This window comes from Candidatus Deferrimicrobiaceae bacterium, from assembly GCA_035256765.1.
In the GTDB taxonomy this organism is placed as follows: domain Bacteria; phylum Desulfobacterota; class Deferrimicrobia; order Deferrimicrobiales; family Deferrimicrobiaceae; genus CSP1-8.
The window spans coordinates 1-17,155 of the sequence record DATEXR010000226.1 but is presented as its reverse complement, the minus strand read 5'-3'; the positions used below and the strand labels follow the sequence as shown (position 1 = coordinate 17,155).

General features: G+C 65.8%; 14 protein-coding genes. 1 reads left to right on the top strand and 13 read right to left on the bottom strand.

Annotated features, from left to right (window positions below):
• Positions 1-249: 249 nt before the first annotated feature.
• The 9 genes from VJ307_07690 to VJ307_07650 form a co-directional block, all read right to left on the bottom strand.
• On the bottom strand, positions 250-666 hold the full coding sequence (locus tag VJ307_07690) for a DUF86 domain-containing protein (GenBank protein ID HJX74024.1): 417 nt from the start codon (positions 664-666) through the stop codon (positions 250-252).
• The gene (locus VJ307_07685; protein ID HJX74023.1) at positions 663-1,073 is read right to left on the bottom strand and encodes a nucleotidyltransferase domain-containing protein; all 411 of its coding nucleotides are present in this window, start codon (positions 1,071-1,073) and stop codon (positions 663-665) included. Before VJ307_07685 ends, VJ307_07690 begins: the two co-directional genes overlap by 4 nt.
• A gap of 181 nt (positions 1,074-1,254) precedes the next feature.
• Positions 1,255-3,594, bottom strand: coding sequence for a DEAD/DEAH box helicase (locus VJ307_07680; GenBank protein ID HJX74022.1), 2,340 nt, complete (start codon positions 3,592-3,594; stop codon positions 1,255-1,257).
• An 80-nt stretch (positions 3,595-3,674) separates the two neighbouring features.
• Complete coding sequence (locus tag VJ307_07675; GenBank protein HJX74021.1) at positions 3,675-5,003, bottom strand: Wadjet anti-phage system protein JetD domain-containing protein; 1,329 nt, start codon at positions 5,001-5,003, stop codon at positions 3,675-3,677.
• A complete protein-coding gene (locus VJ307_07670; GenBank protein HJX74020.1) occupies positions 5,000-7,753 on the bottom strand; it encodes an AAA family ATPase in 2,754 nt (917 codons plus the stop codon). Before VJ307_07670 ends, VJ307_07675 begins: the two co-directional genes overlap by 4 nt.
• The gene (locus VJ307_07665; protein ID HJX74019.1) at positions 7,753-8,577 is read right to left on the bottom strand and encodes a hypothetical protein; all 825 of its coding nucleotides are present in this window, start codon (positions 8,575-8,577) and stop codon (positions 7,753-7,755) included. The genes VJ307_07670 and VJ307_07665 overlap by 1 nt, the downstream gene beginning before the upstream one ends.
• Positions 8,570-9,889 carry a hypothetical protein gene (locus tag VJ307_07660; GenBank protein ID HJX74018.1) on the bottom strand — a complete coding sequence of 440 codons (1,320 nt, stop codon included), beginning with the start codon at positions 9,887-9,889 and terminating at the stop codon, positions 8,570-8,572. Before VJ307_07660 ends, VJ307_07665 begins: the two co-directional genes overlap by 8 nt.
• Before the next feature lie 197 nt (positions 9,890-10,086).
• Positions 10,087-10,470, bottom strand: a complete 384-nt coding sequence (locus VJ307_07655; protein HJX74017.1) for a type II toxin-antitoxin system VapC family toxin — start codon at positions 10,468-10,470, stop codon at positions 10,087-10,089.
• Positions 10,467-10,727, bottom strand: a complete 261-nt coding sequence (locus VJ307_07650; GenBank protein HJX74016.1) for a hypothetical protein — start codon at positions 10,725-10,727, stop codon at positions 10,467-10,469. Before VJ307_07650 ends, VJ307_07655 begins: the two co-directional genes overlap by 4 nt.
• A gap of 167 nt (positions 10,728-10,894) precedes the next feature.
• Between VJ307_07650 and VJ307_07645 the strand changes: the two genes are divergently transcribed.
• Positions 10,895-13,891, top strand: coding sequence for a DUF748 domain-containing protein (locus VJ307_07645; GenBank protein HJX74015.1), 2,997 nt, complete (start codon positions 10,895-10,897; stop codon positions 13,889-13,891).
• A 428-nt stretch (positions 13,892-14,319) separates the two neighbouring features.
• Here the strand turns inward: VJ307_07645 and VJ307_07640 are convergent, their stop codons facing one another.
• From VJ307_07640 to VJ307_07625, 4 genes are all read right to left on the bottom strand, one after another.
• Positions 14,320-14,655, bottom strand: a complete 336-nt coding sequence (locus VJ307_07640) for an RNA-binding protein (protein ID HJX74014.1) — start codon at positions 14,653-14,655, stop codon at positions 14,320-14,322.
• Between the two features lie 159 nt (positions 14,656-14,814).
• Positions 14,815-16,215, bottom strand: coding sequence for a DEAD/DEAH box helicase (locus VJ307_07635; GenBank protein ID HJX74013.1), 1,401 nt, complete (start codon positions 16,213-16,215; stop codon positions 14,815-14,817).
• Positions 16,216-16,478: 263 nt separating this feature from the next.
• Complete coding sequence (locus VJ307_07630) at positions 16,479-16,871, bottom strand: type II toxin-antitoxin system death-on-curing family toxin (protein ID HJX74012.1); 393 nt, start codon at positions 16,869-16,871, stop codon at positions 16,479-16,481.
• The gene (locus VJ307_07625; GenBank protein HJX74011.1) at positions 16,868-17,092 is read right to left on the bottom strand and encodes an AbrB/MazE/SpoVT family DNA-binding domain-containing protein; all 225 of its coding nucleotides are present in this window, start codon (positions 17,090-17,092) and stop codon (positions 16,868-16,870) included. Before VJ307_07625 ends, VJ307_07630 begins: the two co-directional genes overlap by 4 nt.
• Positions 17,093-17,155: the final 63 nt, after the last annotated feature.

The following is a 17,155-nucleotide window of genomic DNA, read 5'->3' as shown; positions in this document are numbered from 1 at the left end:
GGCGCTCTCCCTGGCGATCAGCGCCTCCAGGGCGGCGCGCACGGTGGCGGTCTTCTCCCGGATCCCCGAAAGCTCCTGGGCCTCCCGCAAGAGTTCATCGTCGATGTTCAGCGTCGTTCGCATATGCATCAGTATGCATCTTATATGCATACAGGTCAACCCGGGAAGTTCGAGAGCACCCGCGTCGTCGGATCGGATCCGCCCAACCAGGCATCAGCCTACCGGACCGGGGCGACAGTCCCTGACGCGTCACCCGGCGAAGGAGAGGATCGCCTTGAGGTAAACAGGAAGGTCGGAGAGAGCGGCCTGGGTCGCCTCGAATACCTTGGCGGGATCGATGTCGTCGTACTCGTGGACGATGCGGTTGCGCAGGCCCGCCGAGGAGGCGATCTTGGAGGCGAAGACGGGCTCGAGGATCCCCATCTTCCCGAGCTCGGTGAAGCTTTCGTAATAGTCCCGGGGAGGAGGACGGTCGGATCCCGTGATGAGGTGGTAGTTGACGTCGATCATCCGCGTGATCGTCCGCTCGAGGAAGCGCTCGGCCAGGACCTCCTTGTAGGGGTCGGCCAGGTATTCCCCCAGTCCGCCGGAGACGAGCTTCCGGAGCTCCTCGAGGTCCCTTCCGATGAGGAGGACCTTGCGCGTGACGAGCTCCCGGTCGATCATAGGGCGATCTTTTCGACGTAGCGACGTGCGAAGTCGCGTTCCATTGCGAGGTATTTCCCGTGGTCCTGGTACCGCTTGAAGGCCAGGCGCAGGAACGCGTCGGCCTCCCCGGGCTCCTCAAAGAGAACCAGGAAGCGCTCGGCGATCTTCTTCATGAAAAGCGGGTCGGCCCGCTCGAGGGAAACCGCGTCGATTTCCCGGCCGGGGAAGATGCCCGCGAGTTCCTCCTGGACATCCAGCAGCCGGCGCAGGCTCACCTCCCGGTCACGGAACCGGACCGCAATGTCGACGTCGCTGTTCTCCCGCGGATGGCCAGCCGCGAAGGAGCCGAACAGAAGGACGAGGGCGATTCCGTGCCTCCGTGCGACGGGGGACACGGCGTCCCGGATGTCGGCGGTGATCTTCATGGGCCGATGGTACCAATCGCCGGAAAGGAAGTCAAAACAAGGTGTTGCGCTATCCCCTGCTCTTCCTCGTTTCAGACAGCCATTGATGGCAATGGGAAACCTGCGGGGAAGCATTGCTTGGCAAGCCATTCGAGGCGCCGTGGAAGGCCGGCAATCCGAAGGCGGCACCGGACGACGATTTTCACGGCATGGCGCCCGTGATGAATTCGCTGAAGGCCGACAAGAGGCCTTTTACGCTCTCCTTGTCGGGAAGAGGCAATTTCAGATACGTCTTTCCGGTCTTGTCGTCTCTGGCGATCATCGTGGCCGGAAATCCCTGAAACGGGGGCGCCTCGGTCGCCGCCGGCTGCGAGACGATCCTGCCGAGGTTCGTCAAGAGTTGTGCGGCGCCAAGAAGCAGGTCCTGGAGTGCGTTCGCGCCCGGCGTCGGTTCCCTCTCCTCCCGATCCTCGAGGGTCGGGCCGGTTTTCGGAAGATCCGCCGTAATCGTTTCCACGGAATCCATGAACCTCTTCAGCAGGGAACCGCCGAGCATGACCACGTCTTCCCCGTCACGGTCCAGCGCTCCCGCAAACAACGATTTCTTGAATTTCAGGAGTCCGAGAATCCTCTCCTCGATGGAGGATGCGGTGACGAAGTTGATGACGCGGACCGCCTTGCGCTGACCGAGCCGGTGGACGCGGCCGACGCGCTGTTCCAGAACGGCGGGGTTCCAGGGAATGTCCATGTTCATCACCACGGAGCCGCTTTGAAGATTCAAGCCGACGCCGCCGGCATCCGTGGACAGAAAGACCATGCAGTCCGGGTCCTCCTTGAATCGGGACATCAGCTCCTTCCGTTCCCTGGACGGGATGCCGCCGTTCAAATGGACATATCGGATCCCGTTCTTATGGAGAACCTGTTCCACCAGCTCGTTCATCCGGAGCCACTGGCTGAAGATGACCGCCTTCTCTCCGCCCTCGATGACGATCTCCTTGAGGAGGATGTCCAACTCGTCGATCTTGGGCCCGTGGACCGTCTTCCTGTCCACGAGGTACGTGTTGTCGGCCGCCATCCGCATGTAGTTCAGGGCGATGCGCAGCCGCCGCTGATCGGCCTCGCAAAGGAATTTATAGCGGCGCCACTTCGCGGCCAGCTTCGCCACGATTTCGAGATTCTCGTCGTGGATCATCCGCTGCTCTTTCGTCATGGGAACGAAGAAGTTCCGGTCGATCCGTTCCGGAAGCTGCCGGAGAACCTCCTCTTTCTTCCGCCGGATCATGACGTTCTTCAGGGATTCCTTTACGGTCTGCAGGTTCCGGTATCCGATGACCTTGCCGTCCTGGTCGACGATCCTGTGGTGATGGACGAATCGGAACAAGGGGCCGAGGCGGCGGTGGTCGATGAATTCCACGAGGGAGTGCAGCTCTTCGATCCGGTTCTCGAGGGGAGTGCCGGTCAGCACGATGGCGAACGGCGATTCCAGCCGTTTGACGGACTTCGCGGTTCGCGTTTTCCAGTTCTTGATCCGTTGCGCCTCGTCCAGGAGGATGAGGTCCGGGGACCACCTTCGGATCATGTCCATATCCCGCGGGACCAACTCGTAATTGACCAGCTTGTAGAAGGACTCCCGCAGATACGACTGCCGCCGGTGGTGGCTGAGGCCTTCCACGACCAGCGCCGACCTTCCGGTGAATTTTTCGATTTCCGACAGCCATTGATATTTCAGCGAGGTCGGGGAAACGACCAGGACCTTCCGGACGCCGAACCATTTCGCCATCAACTCGGCGGCGGCGAGGGCCTGGAGGGTCTTTCCCAGTCCCATGTCGTCCCCGATCAGGGACCGGCCCGCCTCGACCGCAAAGAGGACCCCTTCCCGCTGATACGGATAGAGATCGGTCTTCAGAAGGTTCCGGAAGATCGGGCTGTCGATCCCGTCTTTCGCTCGAAGCTTGACGATGCCGCGCCGGTGTTCCGCATCCTGATGTTCGGCGACGTAGGCCATGACGTCGTCGTAGCAGCGCACTTCGTGCCCGTTGTCCCGCGGAACGGCGTTGAGGAAACGAGGGAAGTCGAGGAGACGGTCCTCCTTGAGTCTCCCGCTTCGATCGAAATAGTCGTCCGCGAGAGCGAGCAGTCCCGGTGGGGCATCCTTGCCCGCCTTGAACCGGACCTCCCGCATGAGCCCGTAGCCCAGGTAGACTTCGGAATACGGGGGCGCGTATCCTTCCCGGAACGCTTTTTTCGCCCCTTTCCTCTTCATCAACCTGGACAAGGCGAACGCGATATGCTTGCAGGTTCCGAGACCGTTGACGTCGTAATCCGGACAGGAGCAATAATTGTCGAACGCAGCGTTTCCCCGGATCGCGATTTTGTAGGTCTTCCCCGATTCGGGGTTGGTCAGCAGGAATTCCGAAAAGATGGGGTGGTCGCCCCGGTTCTCCAGTTTGTAGCGTTGCCGTTCGCCGAATCGGACTCGAAGAAGCCGTTGCCAATCGTCGAGGCCGAGGCCGTCCGGCTTGTGCGTTCTGGACAGGTTCATCCCGGCCGGCGAAACTCCGACGTTTTTCGACCTCGTCGTTCTTCCGCTGCGCACGTTCCTTTTCGTTTCGATGCTCATCCTCACCCCCTGTGGACTTCCGTTCCGATCGCCCCTTGTGACCCCGACAGGGCGGCCAGCCGGTCGATCAGGGATTCCTGTTCGACCCAGGCGCCCCTTTCGAGGAGGGCCGTCAGGGTCTCCGCCAGGAGCGCGTCGGGATGCAACGCCAGGTCGCGTACGATGCTCTCCCGTTGTCCCCGGGCGAGCGGGCAGGTGATCCGCGCGCTTCGGACGACTGAGCCGTCCATGAGGACCGGGACAGCCCTTCCCCCCGCGGCGCGGTGGATCAACCTCGCGATCCGCACCCCGCCCAGGTCGACATCGCACCAGACCCGTATGCGCCCTCCCCCACCGGCCGCAAGTTCCACGAAACGGGTCACGCCGCGCCCGGGATAGCCGGCGGACCAGATGACCAGTAGATCGCGATCGTTCCGCTCCGGCCCCAGACACGCGTGGAAAGGGGTGAGGTTCTCCACGACGAGAAGCCCTCCCGCCGGCAGGCGAACCCCCTTCAGCCTCAACACATCCTCTTCCGCCAGTCCCAGGGACCGAAACCGTTCCACCTCCAGGTCCCCGCCGGGAAAGCGAAGCCGCCCTTTCCCTCCGACGAGAAGATGGACTCCCGTATCCCGGATCCCGAGCCGATCGAGAGGGCCGACGAGGCGCTCCAGGCGGGGGCGAACCTGCGAGAGGGCCTTGGAGTGCCCCAGCGCTTCCGTGGAAAAGATGCGCGAGGATCGGGTCTCGCCCGCTTCGATCAGCCGGGCCAGGGCGGCCAGCGATCGCAGCACCCGCTCGTCCCACCCCGCCGCGTCCTCCCCGGCCATCATCTCGCCGATGGCCTGGGCTGCGGGATGGGTCAATCCTTCGGTCGCGGATCGGGTCTCCGCCAGCGCGGCCCTTCGCCGCGCCGCCGCCCCCGGGCGCGAGATCTCCCCGAGCTTCTCCGGGTCGAGGGCGTGAATCTCGTGGAGGAGCAGAGCGCCCCCCCTCGGATGATAGACGAGGCGGATCGGCGCGGAGGCGGCCAGCGTCTCGAGGTCGGACTCGCTGCGGATCCCGCCGAGGCGCCGAAGGAGCGGTCCCGCTCGGAGCGTTTTCCGGCCCCGGAAAAGAATTTCCAACCGCCCGGCCAGCTCCCGGAGGAAGGTTTCCGGCGCCGCCGCCAGCCCCCTGCTTTCCCGCTCGACGGCGACGACCTTCCGGTAGCGACCGCTGCGCCCTCGGCCGCACTCGGTGCAGACCGCGATGCGTTCCACGTCCCGCTCGCGGAGCAACCCGGCATCGCGCCACGGGCCTTCCCTTCTCTCGTGACGGAAGCGGACGCACCGATGGCCGGATCCGGTCATTCCCTGGCGACGAGCGGCCGGGGGGCGAAGGGCTCTCCCGACGCCTTCTTCTTCAGGACGATCAGCAGCGAGGCCGGGTCGAGCTGGCCGCGATCCAGCGTCGTCGGCACGGTGATCAGGAACTGGGAGCCGCTGCGCCGGAGGAACTTCCCCACGTCGTCCACGCGGTCGAGGGAGAGATGGGCGAACGGCTCGTCGATGATGAAGCAGCTCTCTCCCTCCGTCTCGGCCATCGCCATGAGGAGGATGAGCCCGGTGACCACCTGCTGGCCGCCGCTGTGCGACGTGTCGCTGATCTCCACCGGAGGCTTGCCGTCGAATCCGATGCGCACGACGATGCCCGCCTCGTCGATCGATCGCTCGTCGTTCTCGAGCCGGGGCAGCTCCACCTCGAGCCGGGCCGCAGCCATCTCCGCGAGCGCCCGGGCCCGCCGGGCGTAGTCGTGAAGGGTGCTCCGGACCACTTCGAGATAATCGGCGCGGCACCGCGAAAGCTCCAGGGCCGCGGAATCGGCCTCCTCCTGGCGGTCCCGCACATGGCTTTCGAGCTCCTCGACGTTTCGCAGGAGGACCTTCCGCTCGTCCCGGACGCTCTCCTCCGGAATGGGACCCTCCGCCTCGAACCGCGCCAGGGACTCCCTGGCCTGGCGCAGGTCCCGTTCGGCCATCTCGGGTGTGGACAGCTCGCCCGCCCCGGCCCGTGACACCAGGACCGGATCGAGCTCCCTGGAGAGCGCCTCGATCTCCGGTTCGATCCCCGCCCGGCGTCTTTCATTTTCCCCGAGGGCGGCCCGGGTGCCTTCCAGCTCCTTTTCCCGGGCGGCAAGGTCGTCCCTTCGGCGAGTCAGCGAATGCCCGGCGCTGTCGGCGGTGCGCTCCGCCTCCTGCCAATCCGCAAGCGCCTCCTCGCGGTCGTTCTTCTGACGGGAAACTTCCTCCAGGGCGTCCGCAAGTCGCCCTTCGACCTCCGGCAGCGATGCGACCGCCGCCGCCCACTCGACTCGGCGCTGCTGAGTCGTCAACCTCTCGTCGAGTTCTTGGACCCGGGCGGAGGCATCTTCCTTTCCGCTTGCGGCGCGTCCCAGCTCGTCCCGGAGCCTCCCGCATTCGGAACGGGCGGCGGCAAGCTGGTCGCGCACCGCGCTGCCGCCGAGGACACGATCGGCGGCCCGGGAGACCCAGACTCCATGTCGGTCCCGGCGCATCCCGTCCGGGAGAAGGACGAGGTCGCCCTCGGGCGGGTGGTCCTCGCGCGCCAGGGTCAGACTCCGGGCCCAGGGGACGAGCCACGACGGCGATCCGGATTCGATCCGGAGCGGGCCCTCGGTGCGCGCCTCCCCGGTCGTCTCGCAGACGATCGGCCCGGAGAAGCCGTGCTCGCGGGCCAGTTCGGCGGCGCGGCGTTCGTCCTCGCGCCGTACGCAGATCGCCAGCCGCAGCGGCCCGAGGGCCGATTCGATCGCCGGCGCCCAGAGCTCCTCGGTGACCTCCACCCGCGGGGCCGCCAGGACCGCCTCGATTCCGGCCGCGGCCAGCGCCTTGATCATCCGCTCCACCTCCGCAGGGAACCGGGGGACCCCTCTCTCGAGGTCGACGAGGCGATCCTCCACGTCCCGGAGGTCGCGCAGGAGACCGTCGTACCGGCTCGCTGCGGAGAAGGCTTCCTCCCGGACCCGCCCCAGCGACGCCTTTAAGGCCTCGACATCTTCCGCGGGAAGGGTTTCCAGCTCCTTAGCCTTCACGCGGAGCGACTCGACCTCGTTTTTGAGGACGGCGTGCCGTCCCACCGCGTCGTCGCACGCGGCGGTGGCCTCTTCCGCCCGAAGCTTCCGAACGCGCGTCCCCTCCCGAATCCTGCCCAGATCGCCTTCCTCGTCCCCGATTTCGCGCGTGAGACGATCGACGGTCGTGGCCAGGTTGGCGAGCATGGTCCGAAGCCCCGGAATCTTCCCGTCGACGCTGCGCAACTCGACAAGAAGGGTCTGAAGGCGGGCCGCCGTCACCAAGCGCTCGGCGTCCTCGACCCGGGTGCGCTTCTCGACGTATTCGTCGAGGCGCCGGACCTTCCGTTCCAGGGCCGCCAGGTCTCCCTGACGGCTCGAGAGCTGAAGGCGCTGGCGGTCGACCTCGCGGGCGGAGTCCTCGTACCGGCGCCTCGCCCCGTTGTAGCGGTCGAGGACCTGCTGGGAGCCCCGGGCCTCCATGACCCAGCGGAAGAGCTTGCGCGGATCCTGTCGGGACAGCTCGTCGGCCCTCCCCTGCTCGATGGCGAGGATGTGCATCAGGCTTCGGCTCACGCCGGCGTAGTCCAGGACGCGACGGTACTCCTCCGGCTTGAGCCAGTCTCGTCCTTCGAGGAGCCGTCCCTGCAGCTCCTGCGGGGGGACGCGGCCGGGGAGGACGGCGTATCGTTTCTCGGGCGAGCCGCCGTCCGGAACCAGGGCGCACGCCAGCGTGGCTTCGTCGGAAAACACGCGGTTCCGATCGAAGGGGCGCCGCCCTTTTTCGTCGGGACGGTTGCTGACCACGGCGCGGAGCAGGACCGGTTGATTGGGGCGCCTCAAGTAATGCGCGAGGCGGCGGCCGTGGCTTAAGCGCGGAGCGTTAAGGATCTGCCTCACGGCGTCGAGCAGCGTCGTCTTCCCGGATCCGTTCGGACCGGAAAGAACCACGATGTCCGCGTCGAGGGGTACCCGGAGAGACGGCCAGAAGTCCCAGCCGTGGAGCTCGAGTTCCAGGAACCGGAACATCAGTCCTCCTCCGGGGCGGCCGGGCGGTACCGGGCCTGACCCCGGGCATCGATCATCTCGATCTTCCCGTCCTCCCGGAGGACCTTGAGGATCTTCCCGAGCCGCCGCCTCGGGATCCCGCTGCGCCGCTCGATCTCTGCGATCCCGCACGGCTCCTCGGCCGCCGCGAGGACCCCCATGACCCGATCTTCGAGGGCCTGATCGAGAGGAGCCGTCTCCTCCCCGGCCGGGGGTTCCTCCAGCAGCCTGCTCAACACCCGGGACCGGATGAAAGCCACCATTTTCTCTCCGTCGATGGCGAGCTCCAGGAGAGGGCCCGCCTCGATCTGATCGAGCCGTCGATACGACACGAAACCGAGCCGGCGCAGCCGACCCAGGATCGATTTCATCCGGGTGCGCCCGCCGAGCTGCGACCCGAACTCCCGGGCCAGAGTCTCGAAGCGCACGAAGGGAGTGAAGAGCCGGGCGGCCTCGCGGCGGTCCTCGGGAAGGAGCGGGGCTTGCAAGTCGGGGGTCATCCGGGAATCCTCGGCCGTGCGGCGCTGGAGCGCCAACCGGGCCCAAAGGACGGTAAGCAGGGCGCACGCGTCCGCCCCGAGCCCCCGATTCGAAGCGGCGTCGAGGACCGTCGCGTCGGCCACTTCGGAGGAGAGTCTCAAACCGACGTGGTCGCTATAGGCGCTGGTGGCCAGGGAGAGGCCGCATTGAGAAAGCCGCAGCTCGACGTCGGCACGGACCTCCGGATGATCCAGGTCGGGGATCTCCTGCCTTCGAACGGCCCCGGCGACGAGAAGTCGCGCGCAGATGCGGGCGGCTTCATCCATCGGAGGGTCCGTTCCCCGGAGGGCCGATCGTCCCGGGGGTGAGCGCGGAGAGGGGCCAGGGGGCGGGCGCGGGGAAACCGTCGCCCTCGAGGGTCATCGCAAGAGGCAGCGCGCCGATCCGCCCCGCGACCCCCTCGCCGCCGATCGCCTCCCCAAGCAGGGGGAGCAGGCTGGCCCTCAGGAAGCTCTCCGCCGCGCTCCCCCTGGGAACGACCTCCGACAGCGGCCGCACCCTACTCGCCTCGGCCAGCCGGTCCAAGTCGTCCAGCCATGCCGCGACATCGGGCGGCATAGCCACCTCGGAGCCCGCCCGCTGCGGCTCCGGCGGGACGGTCCAGTCGACCTTCGGCGGCGGCTCCCGCCGCCGGGCAAGGTACGATTCGGTTTCGGCGACCAGGAGCTCGGGGACGACGAAGGTCGGCGGAGTCACGACGGGGCGGAGCGCCCCCCGCCCCACCGCCGAGAGTTCTTCGACAGGGAGGCGCATCAGCGTCCCGATGATGTCGGCGGTCGTCATCCCGGCGACAAGGGGCAGATGCTGGCGGCCCACCTCGGTGATCGCCGCGTGCAGATCGCCGGCGACGCCGTGCAGCCGGCTCAGGAGATCGTGCACGTCATGGGCGGACCGGCGCGCGTCTCCCATGTCGAGCGTGACCCGGGCCAGGATGGCCCGGATCCGCTCCGACCACTCGAGGGTCTCGCGGAGACGCGCGGCGGCGCCGCGCAGGATGACCTCGGAATGGGAGTTTCTCGCGTTCTCCATCTCCGTGCGCAGGTCCTCGAGCTGGGATCGGAGGAGCTTGAGCTGCATGGTGGGATCGACGCCGAGGTTGAGCATGTAGTCGATTCCCTCGACGGCCGGAAGGACGCTCCCCTCCCGCACCCGGGCCCGCAGGAAGGACAGGACCGTGGCCACGAACCGGCCCGCGTCGGTGATCCGGTAGCCGGAATCGGGTCGAAAGGAGAGCCAGCCGCTTCGCCGAAGCGCTGCGAGGACGCTGTCCCGCACCGGGTCCTTCAGCCAGTAGAGCGACTCCGCGACCTCCGCCGGCGTGAACGGGGTCCTTCCGTCGGCGATCAGCGCTTCGAGAGCCGCAACACGAATGAGGAAGTCTCGAAGCGACCCGTGGGCCAGCGCGTGGAGAAGCGGATAGGTCGGCTCCAGTTCGCGAGCTTGCGCAAGGAACGGGACCTGGTCGGGGCGAAACCCCGAGAGAAGGTCGGAAATCCCTTCCCAACCGGAATCGGGGCCCGCAACCGCGGGCCTATCCGGTTTCCCCGAAAGGGCTCCGTTTCCGCCTTCGGCCGCCATCTCTTCGGAATGATCCTCCCTGCCGTTCCGCATAAAGCTGCTGATAGCGGGATGGTTCCGACACAACACCACTGACCATTGAGTATATCCGACCGCAACAGGCAGGGGTACCGGGAAGCAGACCGACCCGGGCGCCAACGACCTCCGGATCGGATTCTGACCCGTTGCGCGACGGAACTGGGTTCGAAACTTAGGGGTTAATCCGTGTCTACAACCGTTACCTTGATGTCTTTCCTCGGGTAGTGCTTCCCGTTTCCCGTGGCAAGAATCGCCCTGTGCACAAAGGCCGTCGCTGCGACCAGGCAATCGTCAAGCTCCAGGCTGTGCCCCCTGATGCTGCGTTTGTATGACCCGGCCTTCTCTGCGACGTCCCGGGTCACGGCCAGGACCTCTAACTGGTCCAGGAGCGCTTTCGTCCGTTCCTCCTCGGCGGCGCGCATGCCGGCGGCAATTTCCGCCACGGCGATCGCCGAGCAACAGATGTTCGATTCATCCAGGAGCATGGAGAGGAAATCCTTTGCCTTCCTCTTCCCCCTCAAGAAATGGATGAGGATATCCGTGTCGACGAGGGTGTTCGTCAACGTCGCCGCCTGGTACGCGTCGATTTCCGAAGGCGCCGGACGAACGTCTCCGCGCCCCTCGCAAGCTCGGGGTGGTCTGTTTCCTTCCAGGCCCCGAAGCTCGTCTCGATCACCTTGGCAAGGCGGACGCGCCGCAGCTCCTTTTTCAAGGCCTCGGCGACGAATCGGCTTTGCTGTCTCGGCGAGACGTTGGCTTTCAGTTCCTCCAACAGATCCTCGGGCAGTACGAAATTGGCCTGACGCGTCCCGCTTCCCATGGGATGCACCCCCTCATTGTAGGTAACAATATAGGATCTTAGCCCAATTCCGCGTGGTCTTCGAAGCGAAAGGACCGGGTACGAGATCCGGTCGGCCTCCCTGGTTTGTCCACCCGCATAGATTCGTCTTTGTCCAGAGGACGGGAAACGGGGATAATGGGGCGACGGTGCGGAACGGAGGCGGTCTCGTGGACCTCAAGGCGCTGGCCGGAAAACCTTTCCTGAGACGGTTCGTCCTGTGGCCCGCCGTCGCCCTGGCGGTCTACGCGATCGTCGGGTTCCTCATCCTGCCGCCCATCGTCAAGTCGGTCCTGGTCAAGCGGCTCTCCGAAAAGTTCCACCGTCCCGTTGCGATCCGGGCGATCCGGATCAACCCCTTCGCCCTTTCGGCCCGCGTGGAAGGGTTTTCCATGGAGGATCGCGCCGGCGCGGGGCCGTTCGTCGCCTTCGAGGAGCTGTACCTGAACCTCCAGGCCGCCTCCCTCCTCCGGCGCGGGCCGGTTCTCCGGGAGATCCTCCTGCGCTCCCCGAGCGTCACCGTCGTCCGCAACGGAGACTCGACCTACAATTTCTCCGACCTCCTCGGCGAGTCCGCCTCCCAGCCGTCCGAAGGGGGCGCGCCCCTCCGGTATTCCCTCAACAACATCCGCATCGTCGGGGGGAGCGTCGATTTCGACGACCGCCCCAGGCGCACGCGCCACTCGGTCCGGGACCTCTCGATCGCCATCCCCTTCCTGTCGAACCTGCCCTATGCCGTGGACATCTTCGTCCAACCGTCCTTCGAATCGAACATCAACGGGACGGTGTGGGCGTTCCAAGGGAGGACCAAGCCGTACAGCGCCTCGCGGGAGACCACCGTAGACCTCAATGTCCGAAACTTCGAGATCCCCCATTACCTGGAGTACCTCCCGGTGCGGCGGAAATTCCGGGTCCCTTCCGGGACGCTGGACGCGAAGACCGTCCTGTCGTTTTCCCAGCCCGCCGGAGAGTCTCCCGCCATTGCGCTCTCGGGAAACGTGGAGGTGAAAAACCTCTCCATCACGGACGCAAAGGATGTCCCGGTGCTGCGGCTGCCGTCTTTGTCCGTGGTCATCGAATCCCTGGAGCCGCTGGCGAAGCGGGCGACGCTGGACAACCTGGTCTTCACATCGCCGGTAGTCTCCCTGGTCCGCGGGAAAACGGGCGTCCTGAACGTGGTGTCGCTGCTGCCGGACCGGGAAAAAGAGGCGGAAGGGAACGCGGGGAAGACCTCTCCCCCGCCGGGCGCGTCGCCGGCAAAGAAGGCGCCGCCGCGGGAGTGGCTCGTCCAGGTGAGGAAGGCCGCGCTGCTCGAGGGCTCCGTCACGGCCGTGGACCGGACCCCGCAGGATCCCGTCACCGTGAGGGTATCCCCCCTTTCCGTCACCGCGGAGAACCTCTCGACGGAAAAGAACAGCCGCGGACAAGTGTCGCTCGAGGCCACCGTGAACAGGACCGGAAAGGTCGCCGTCGGCGGCGCCGTGGGCGTCCATCCCGTGTCGGCGGACCTCGAACTGAACGTCCGGAAGATCGACCTCGTCCCGTTACAACCATATGCCGCCGACCGGATCAACATTTCCTTGACGGGGGGGAACGTCTCCGCCAAGGGGAAACTCACCGTGGCGGCGCGGGACGACGCGATCCGGACGACCTACGCGGGGAATCTCCTCGTGACGACGCTCTCCGCGGTGGACAAGGAAACGTCGGAGGATTTCCTGAAGTGGAATTCGCTTCTCCTGGAAGGGATCAAGGTGGGGACGGCCCCCCTGTCCGTGGCGATCCGGCAGGCGGCGCTCACGGACTTTTACTCGCGCCTGGTCGTCAATCCGGACGGAACCCTGAACGTGCAGAGGATCGTCCGGAAGGAGGGGGAGCCCCCCGCCGGGGAGGAAGCCGGAGGAGCCCGGGACAACGTTGTGGCCGCGAAGCCGAAGGAGTCCCCGGCGCCGCCGACGCCGGTCGCGATCGAAACGGCGACGTTTCAAGGAGGGCGGATCAACTTCACCGACCGGTTCATCAAGCCCAACTATTCGGCGAACCTCCTCGAGGTCGGAGGGCGCGTCTCCGGGCTTTCCTCCGAGGAAACGCGCATGGCGGATGTCGACCTCCGGGGGAAGCTCGAGAATGCCGCCCCCCTCGAGATCACGGGGAAGATCAACCCGCTCCGGAACGACCTGTTCGTGGACCTCAAGATCGATTTCAAGGACATGGATCTGAGCTCCCTGACCCCCTACTCCGGCCGGTACGCCGGGTACACGATCGAGAAGGGGAAGCTTTCCTTGAGTCTCAAGTACCTGATCGTGGACAGGAAGCTGGACTCCAGCAACACCATCTTCCTCGACCAGTTCGCCTTCGGCGAATCCGTGGACAGCCCCGACGCGACGAAGCTGCCGGTCCGGCTTGCCGTCGCCCTGCTCAAGAACCGGAAAGGAGAGATCCAGCTCGACCTCCCCGTAAGCGGCTCCCTCGACGACCCGAAGTTCAGCATGTGGGGGGTCGTCGTCAAGATCATCGTGAACCTGCTGGCCAAGGCCGCCACCTCCCCGTTCGCCCTCCTGGGGGCGATCTTCGGCGGGGGCGAGGAGTTGAGCTACCTGGAGTTCGATTACGGCCAGGAGAAACTCGACGCGCCGGGGGAGGCGAAACTCAAGACGCTCGTCAAGGCGCTGTACGACCGGCCCGCCTTGAAGCTCGAGATCGCGGGGCACGTGGACAAGGAGAAGGACCGGGAGGCGCTGCTGCAGTCGCTGTTCGACCGAAAGGTCCGGTCCCAGAAACTCAAGGACCTCGTAGGGAAAGGCGGGGAAGCGCCCTCGCTCGACAACGTCGTCGTCGACGCGAAGGAGTATCCCGAGTACCTCAAGCGGGCCTACCGGGTGGAGAAGTTCCCCAAGCCCCGGAACCTCCTCGGAATGGCCAAGGACCTCCCCGTCCCCGAGATGGAGAAGCTGATGCAGGCCCACATCCAGGTGACCGACGACGACCTGCACCTGCTCGCGCAGAGGCGGGCCCAGGCCGTGAAGGATTACCTGCTCGCATCGAAGCAGGTGGAGCCCGGGAGGGTCTTCCTGGTGGAGCCGAAGGCACTGGCCCCGGAGAAGAAGGAGAACCAGCGGGACAGCCGCGTCGTGTTCGTCCTCAAATGATCGCCTGGCGGGCGAGGTGCTCGCGGAGGTCCCGTCAGCGTTAGGCGAAAAGGAAGCGAGGCGGCAAAGTATCGGAAGATGCCCCATGCCTTCACCGAAAGGTGGACGCGCTCGAAGGAAAGTATGACGCCCAATTCCGCGTGGTCTTCGACGCGATCCGTGCCTTGATGGAACCGCCAAAACCGCCCCGTCGACGGATCGGATTCTGACCCATTCCGGGAAAGGACCGGGTACGAGATCCGGTCGGGGGCGGGATTTTCAATTGCTCATTCCGACACGGATGGGACCGCCGGGTGGATACGACAGTCACTGTCGTGAGAGATCACACAGAGAGGGTAGGGGACGCTCTCTTCATGAGGGAGGGTTGTGCGGGGGCCACGAGGGACTCATGGCCCCCAAAGGACATCTTTCGGTGCGGGGACGGACGGTTACCGGCGGTATCCTCCGCCGCCACCGCCTCGGCCTCCTCCGCCGCCTCCGCCAAAGCCTCGCCGCGCACCCCCTCCTTCGCGGGGCGCCTGGGGAAGGGCCTCGGATACCTTGAGCGTCCTCCCGTCCATTTCGGCGGTGTTCATCTTGGCGATGGCCTCGGCGGCCTCCTGCTTGGTCGATAGCTCGATAAAACCGAACCCTTTGCTCTGGCCCGTGTACCGGTCCGTGATGATGCTCACCGATTCCACCGTTCCGAAACGCGAAAACGCCTCTTTCAGCGAATCCTCCGTTGCGGAAAAGGGAAGATTCCCGACGTACAATTTCTTGCTCATAAGACCTCCTTCAACATCGCTAGGGCCGCAAAAGAGGTCTTGAGCACGAGTCTCGGGATCTCTTTGGCTGCGGACGGTTAACTCCCTGTTCACGATACCACGGATCGATGGGAAACACCCGTCGATCCCTCTGCTCCCCCGTTGCGACGGACGGGAATCCTAACGCGCGTGGCGGCTGCGCTCCGCGTCGCGGTTGCCCTGCTTGCCGCTTCCGGAACCGGCGCCCCACTTCGACTCCCGCCGCGACCGGCCCGGCCGGCCGTCGGAACGGCCGGGGAAGGCGTCCATGCGGCCCGGCCGGAACAGCTCGTCGGCGCGAGTCATGGAAAGGACCGGCACGCCGTTCGCCCGCCGCGGGTCGAGGTCCGTCGCAGGACCGGGATTGCGGTCGGAGCGGTAGGGATGAGCCTCCGCCACCGGGAGGTGCTTGCGGATGAGCCGTTCGATCCCGGCGAGGAAGGGGCGCTCCTCGAAGGAGCAGAAGGACAGGGCGATGCCGGAGGCGCCGGCCCGGCCCGTGCGGCCGATCCGGTGAACGTAGCTTTCCGGCTCGTTGGGGAGGTCGAAGTTGATCACGTGGGACAGGTCGACGATGTCGAGGCCCCGGGCGGCGATGTCCGTCGCCACGAGCACCCTCGTTTGGCCCCGCTTGAATCGCCCCAGGGCCTTTTCGCGGGCGTTTTGCGACTTGTTGCCGTGGATCGCCTCGGCCATCACCTTGTGACGGACGAGCTGCCGGGTGACCCCGTCGGCGCCGTGCTTCGTGCGGGTGAAGATCAGCGCGTTCTTGACGGAAGGACCGTCCAGGAGGTGCTTGAGCAGCGCGATCTTCTCCGGTTTCTCCACGTAGTGGACCTGGTGCGCCACGGCCTCGGCCGGAGTCGCCACGGGCGTTACGGCCACCCGGACCGGGTCGCGCAGGATGGTGTCGGCAAGTCCTCGAATCTCCCCCGGCATCGTGGCCGAGAAGAAAAGGGTCTGCCGCTTCCCGGGCAATTGGTCGATGATCCGCCGGATGTCGTTGATGAAGCCCATGTCGAGCATCCGGTCGGCCTCGTCCAGGACGAAGGTCTCGACGGTCCGCAGGTTGACGAGCCCCTGCGACATGAGGTCGAGCAGCCGTCCGGGCGTGGCCACGAGGATGTCGATCCCCCGCTCAAGGGCCTGCGCCTGCGGGTGCTGGCTGACGCCGCCGAACACGATGGCGTGCTTGAGGGCCGTGTGCCTGCCGTACGCTCCGAAGCTCTCCGCGATCTGGGAGGCCAGCTCCCGGGTCGGCGTCAGCACGAGGGCGCGGATGGGCCGCCGTCCGCTCCCCTTCCAGGGCGTCTCCTGGAGCCGGTTGAGGATCGGGAGGGCGAAGGCGGCCGTCTTCCCGGTGCCGGTCTGCGCGCAGCCGAGGAGGTCCTTCCCCTCGAGCACGAAGGGGATCGCCTTCTCCTGGATGGGGGTCGGGGTGGTGTAGTTCTTCTCCGCTACGGCGCGGAGGAGCTCGGGACGGAGCCCGAACGCTTCAAACGGGTTTCTTTCCTTGGACGTTCTCTGTTCTGGTTCTGGCATGTACTTTTCTTCTCCTGACGTTTTTTCACCGAGCACAACCGGGGTCAGGCGGTTCGCCCGTCCGATCTTTCCGCACGGTGAAGTTTCAGGAGAAGCTTCGAACGCCCAGCCAGGACGGCGGGCCCGCTTCTTCGAAAGGTCCCTTGGGGAGAGGATTGTGTCTCGGGATTTTTCGATCTGCGGTCAATGTACCACGTCGGTCCCGGGTACGCAAGCGATGTCTTCGCTTTCTTGGGGCACTGCAGCCCCCGCATGGGAAGGGCTTACTTCGGGACGGAGTGTTCCTTGAGCCACGCGGAGAGGCCGGGCTCATCGAGCTCCCCGGCCGCCAGGCGAATCATGACGTCCACCGCTTCCGTTTCGGGTGCTTCCAGGCGGTACCCGTTCATCTCCAGGAACACATACATGACGGCGAGGGCGACCCGTTTGTTCCCGTCGACGAAAGGATGGTTCGCGGCGATCGCGACGCCGTGCGCCGCAGCGAGGTCGAACAGGGAACGGGAGGCGCCGTAGAGACTTCTGTTCCGGGGGCGCGCCAGGGCGGAGGAGAGCAATCCGAGGTCCCGGATTCCCGGCCTTCCCCCGTGCTCCGCGATCAGCTCCTGGTGCATCGCCCGGACGGCCGCATCGGGGATCCAGCGGACGCGGCGCGTCACTTCGCAAGCCGGCGCATCGCGTTGCGGTACCGGGCCCTGCCCCGCTCGAACGCCTTCATGGCCTCCTCAAAATCGGGGTCGTACGGGGAAAGCTGGATCCCGTCGGGGGTCTCGGTCACCGAGAGGGTGTCCCCCTCCTTGACGCGTAGGCGCGCCGCGACCTCCCCCGGCAGGATCGCCCCGAGGGAATTCCCCACTTTGCGAACCTTTACCTTGCGCATGAACGCCTCCGCCCGATGTAATAACTTATGTTACAACTTCCCGTCGGGCATGTCGAGCGGGAA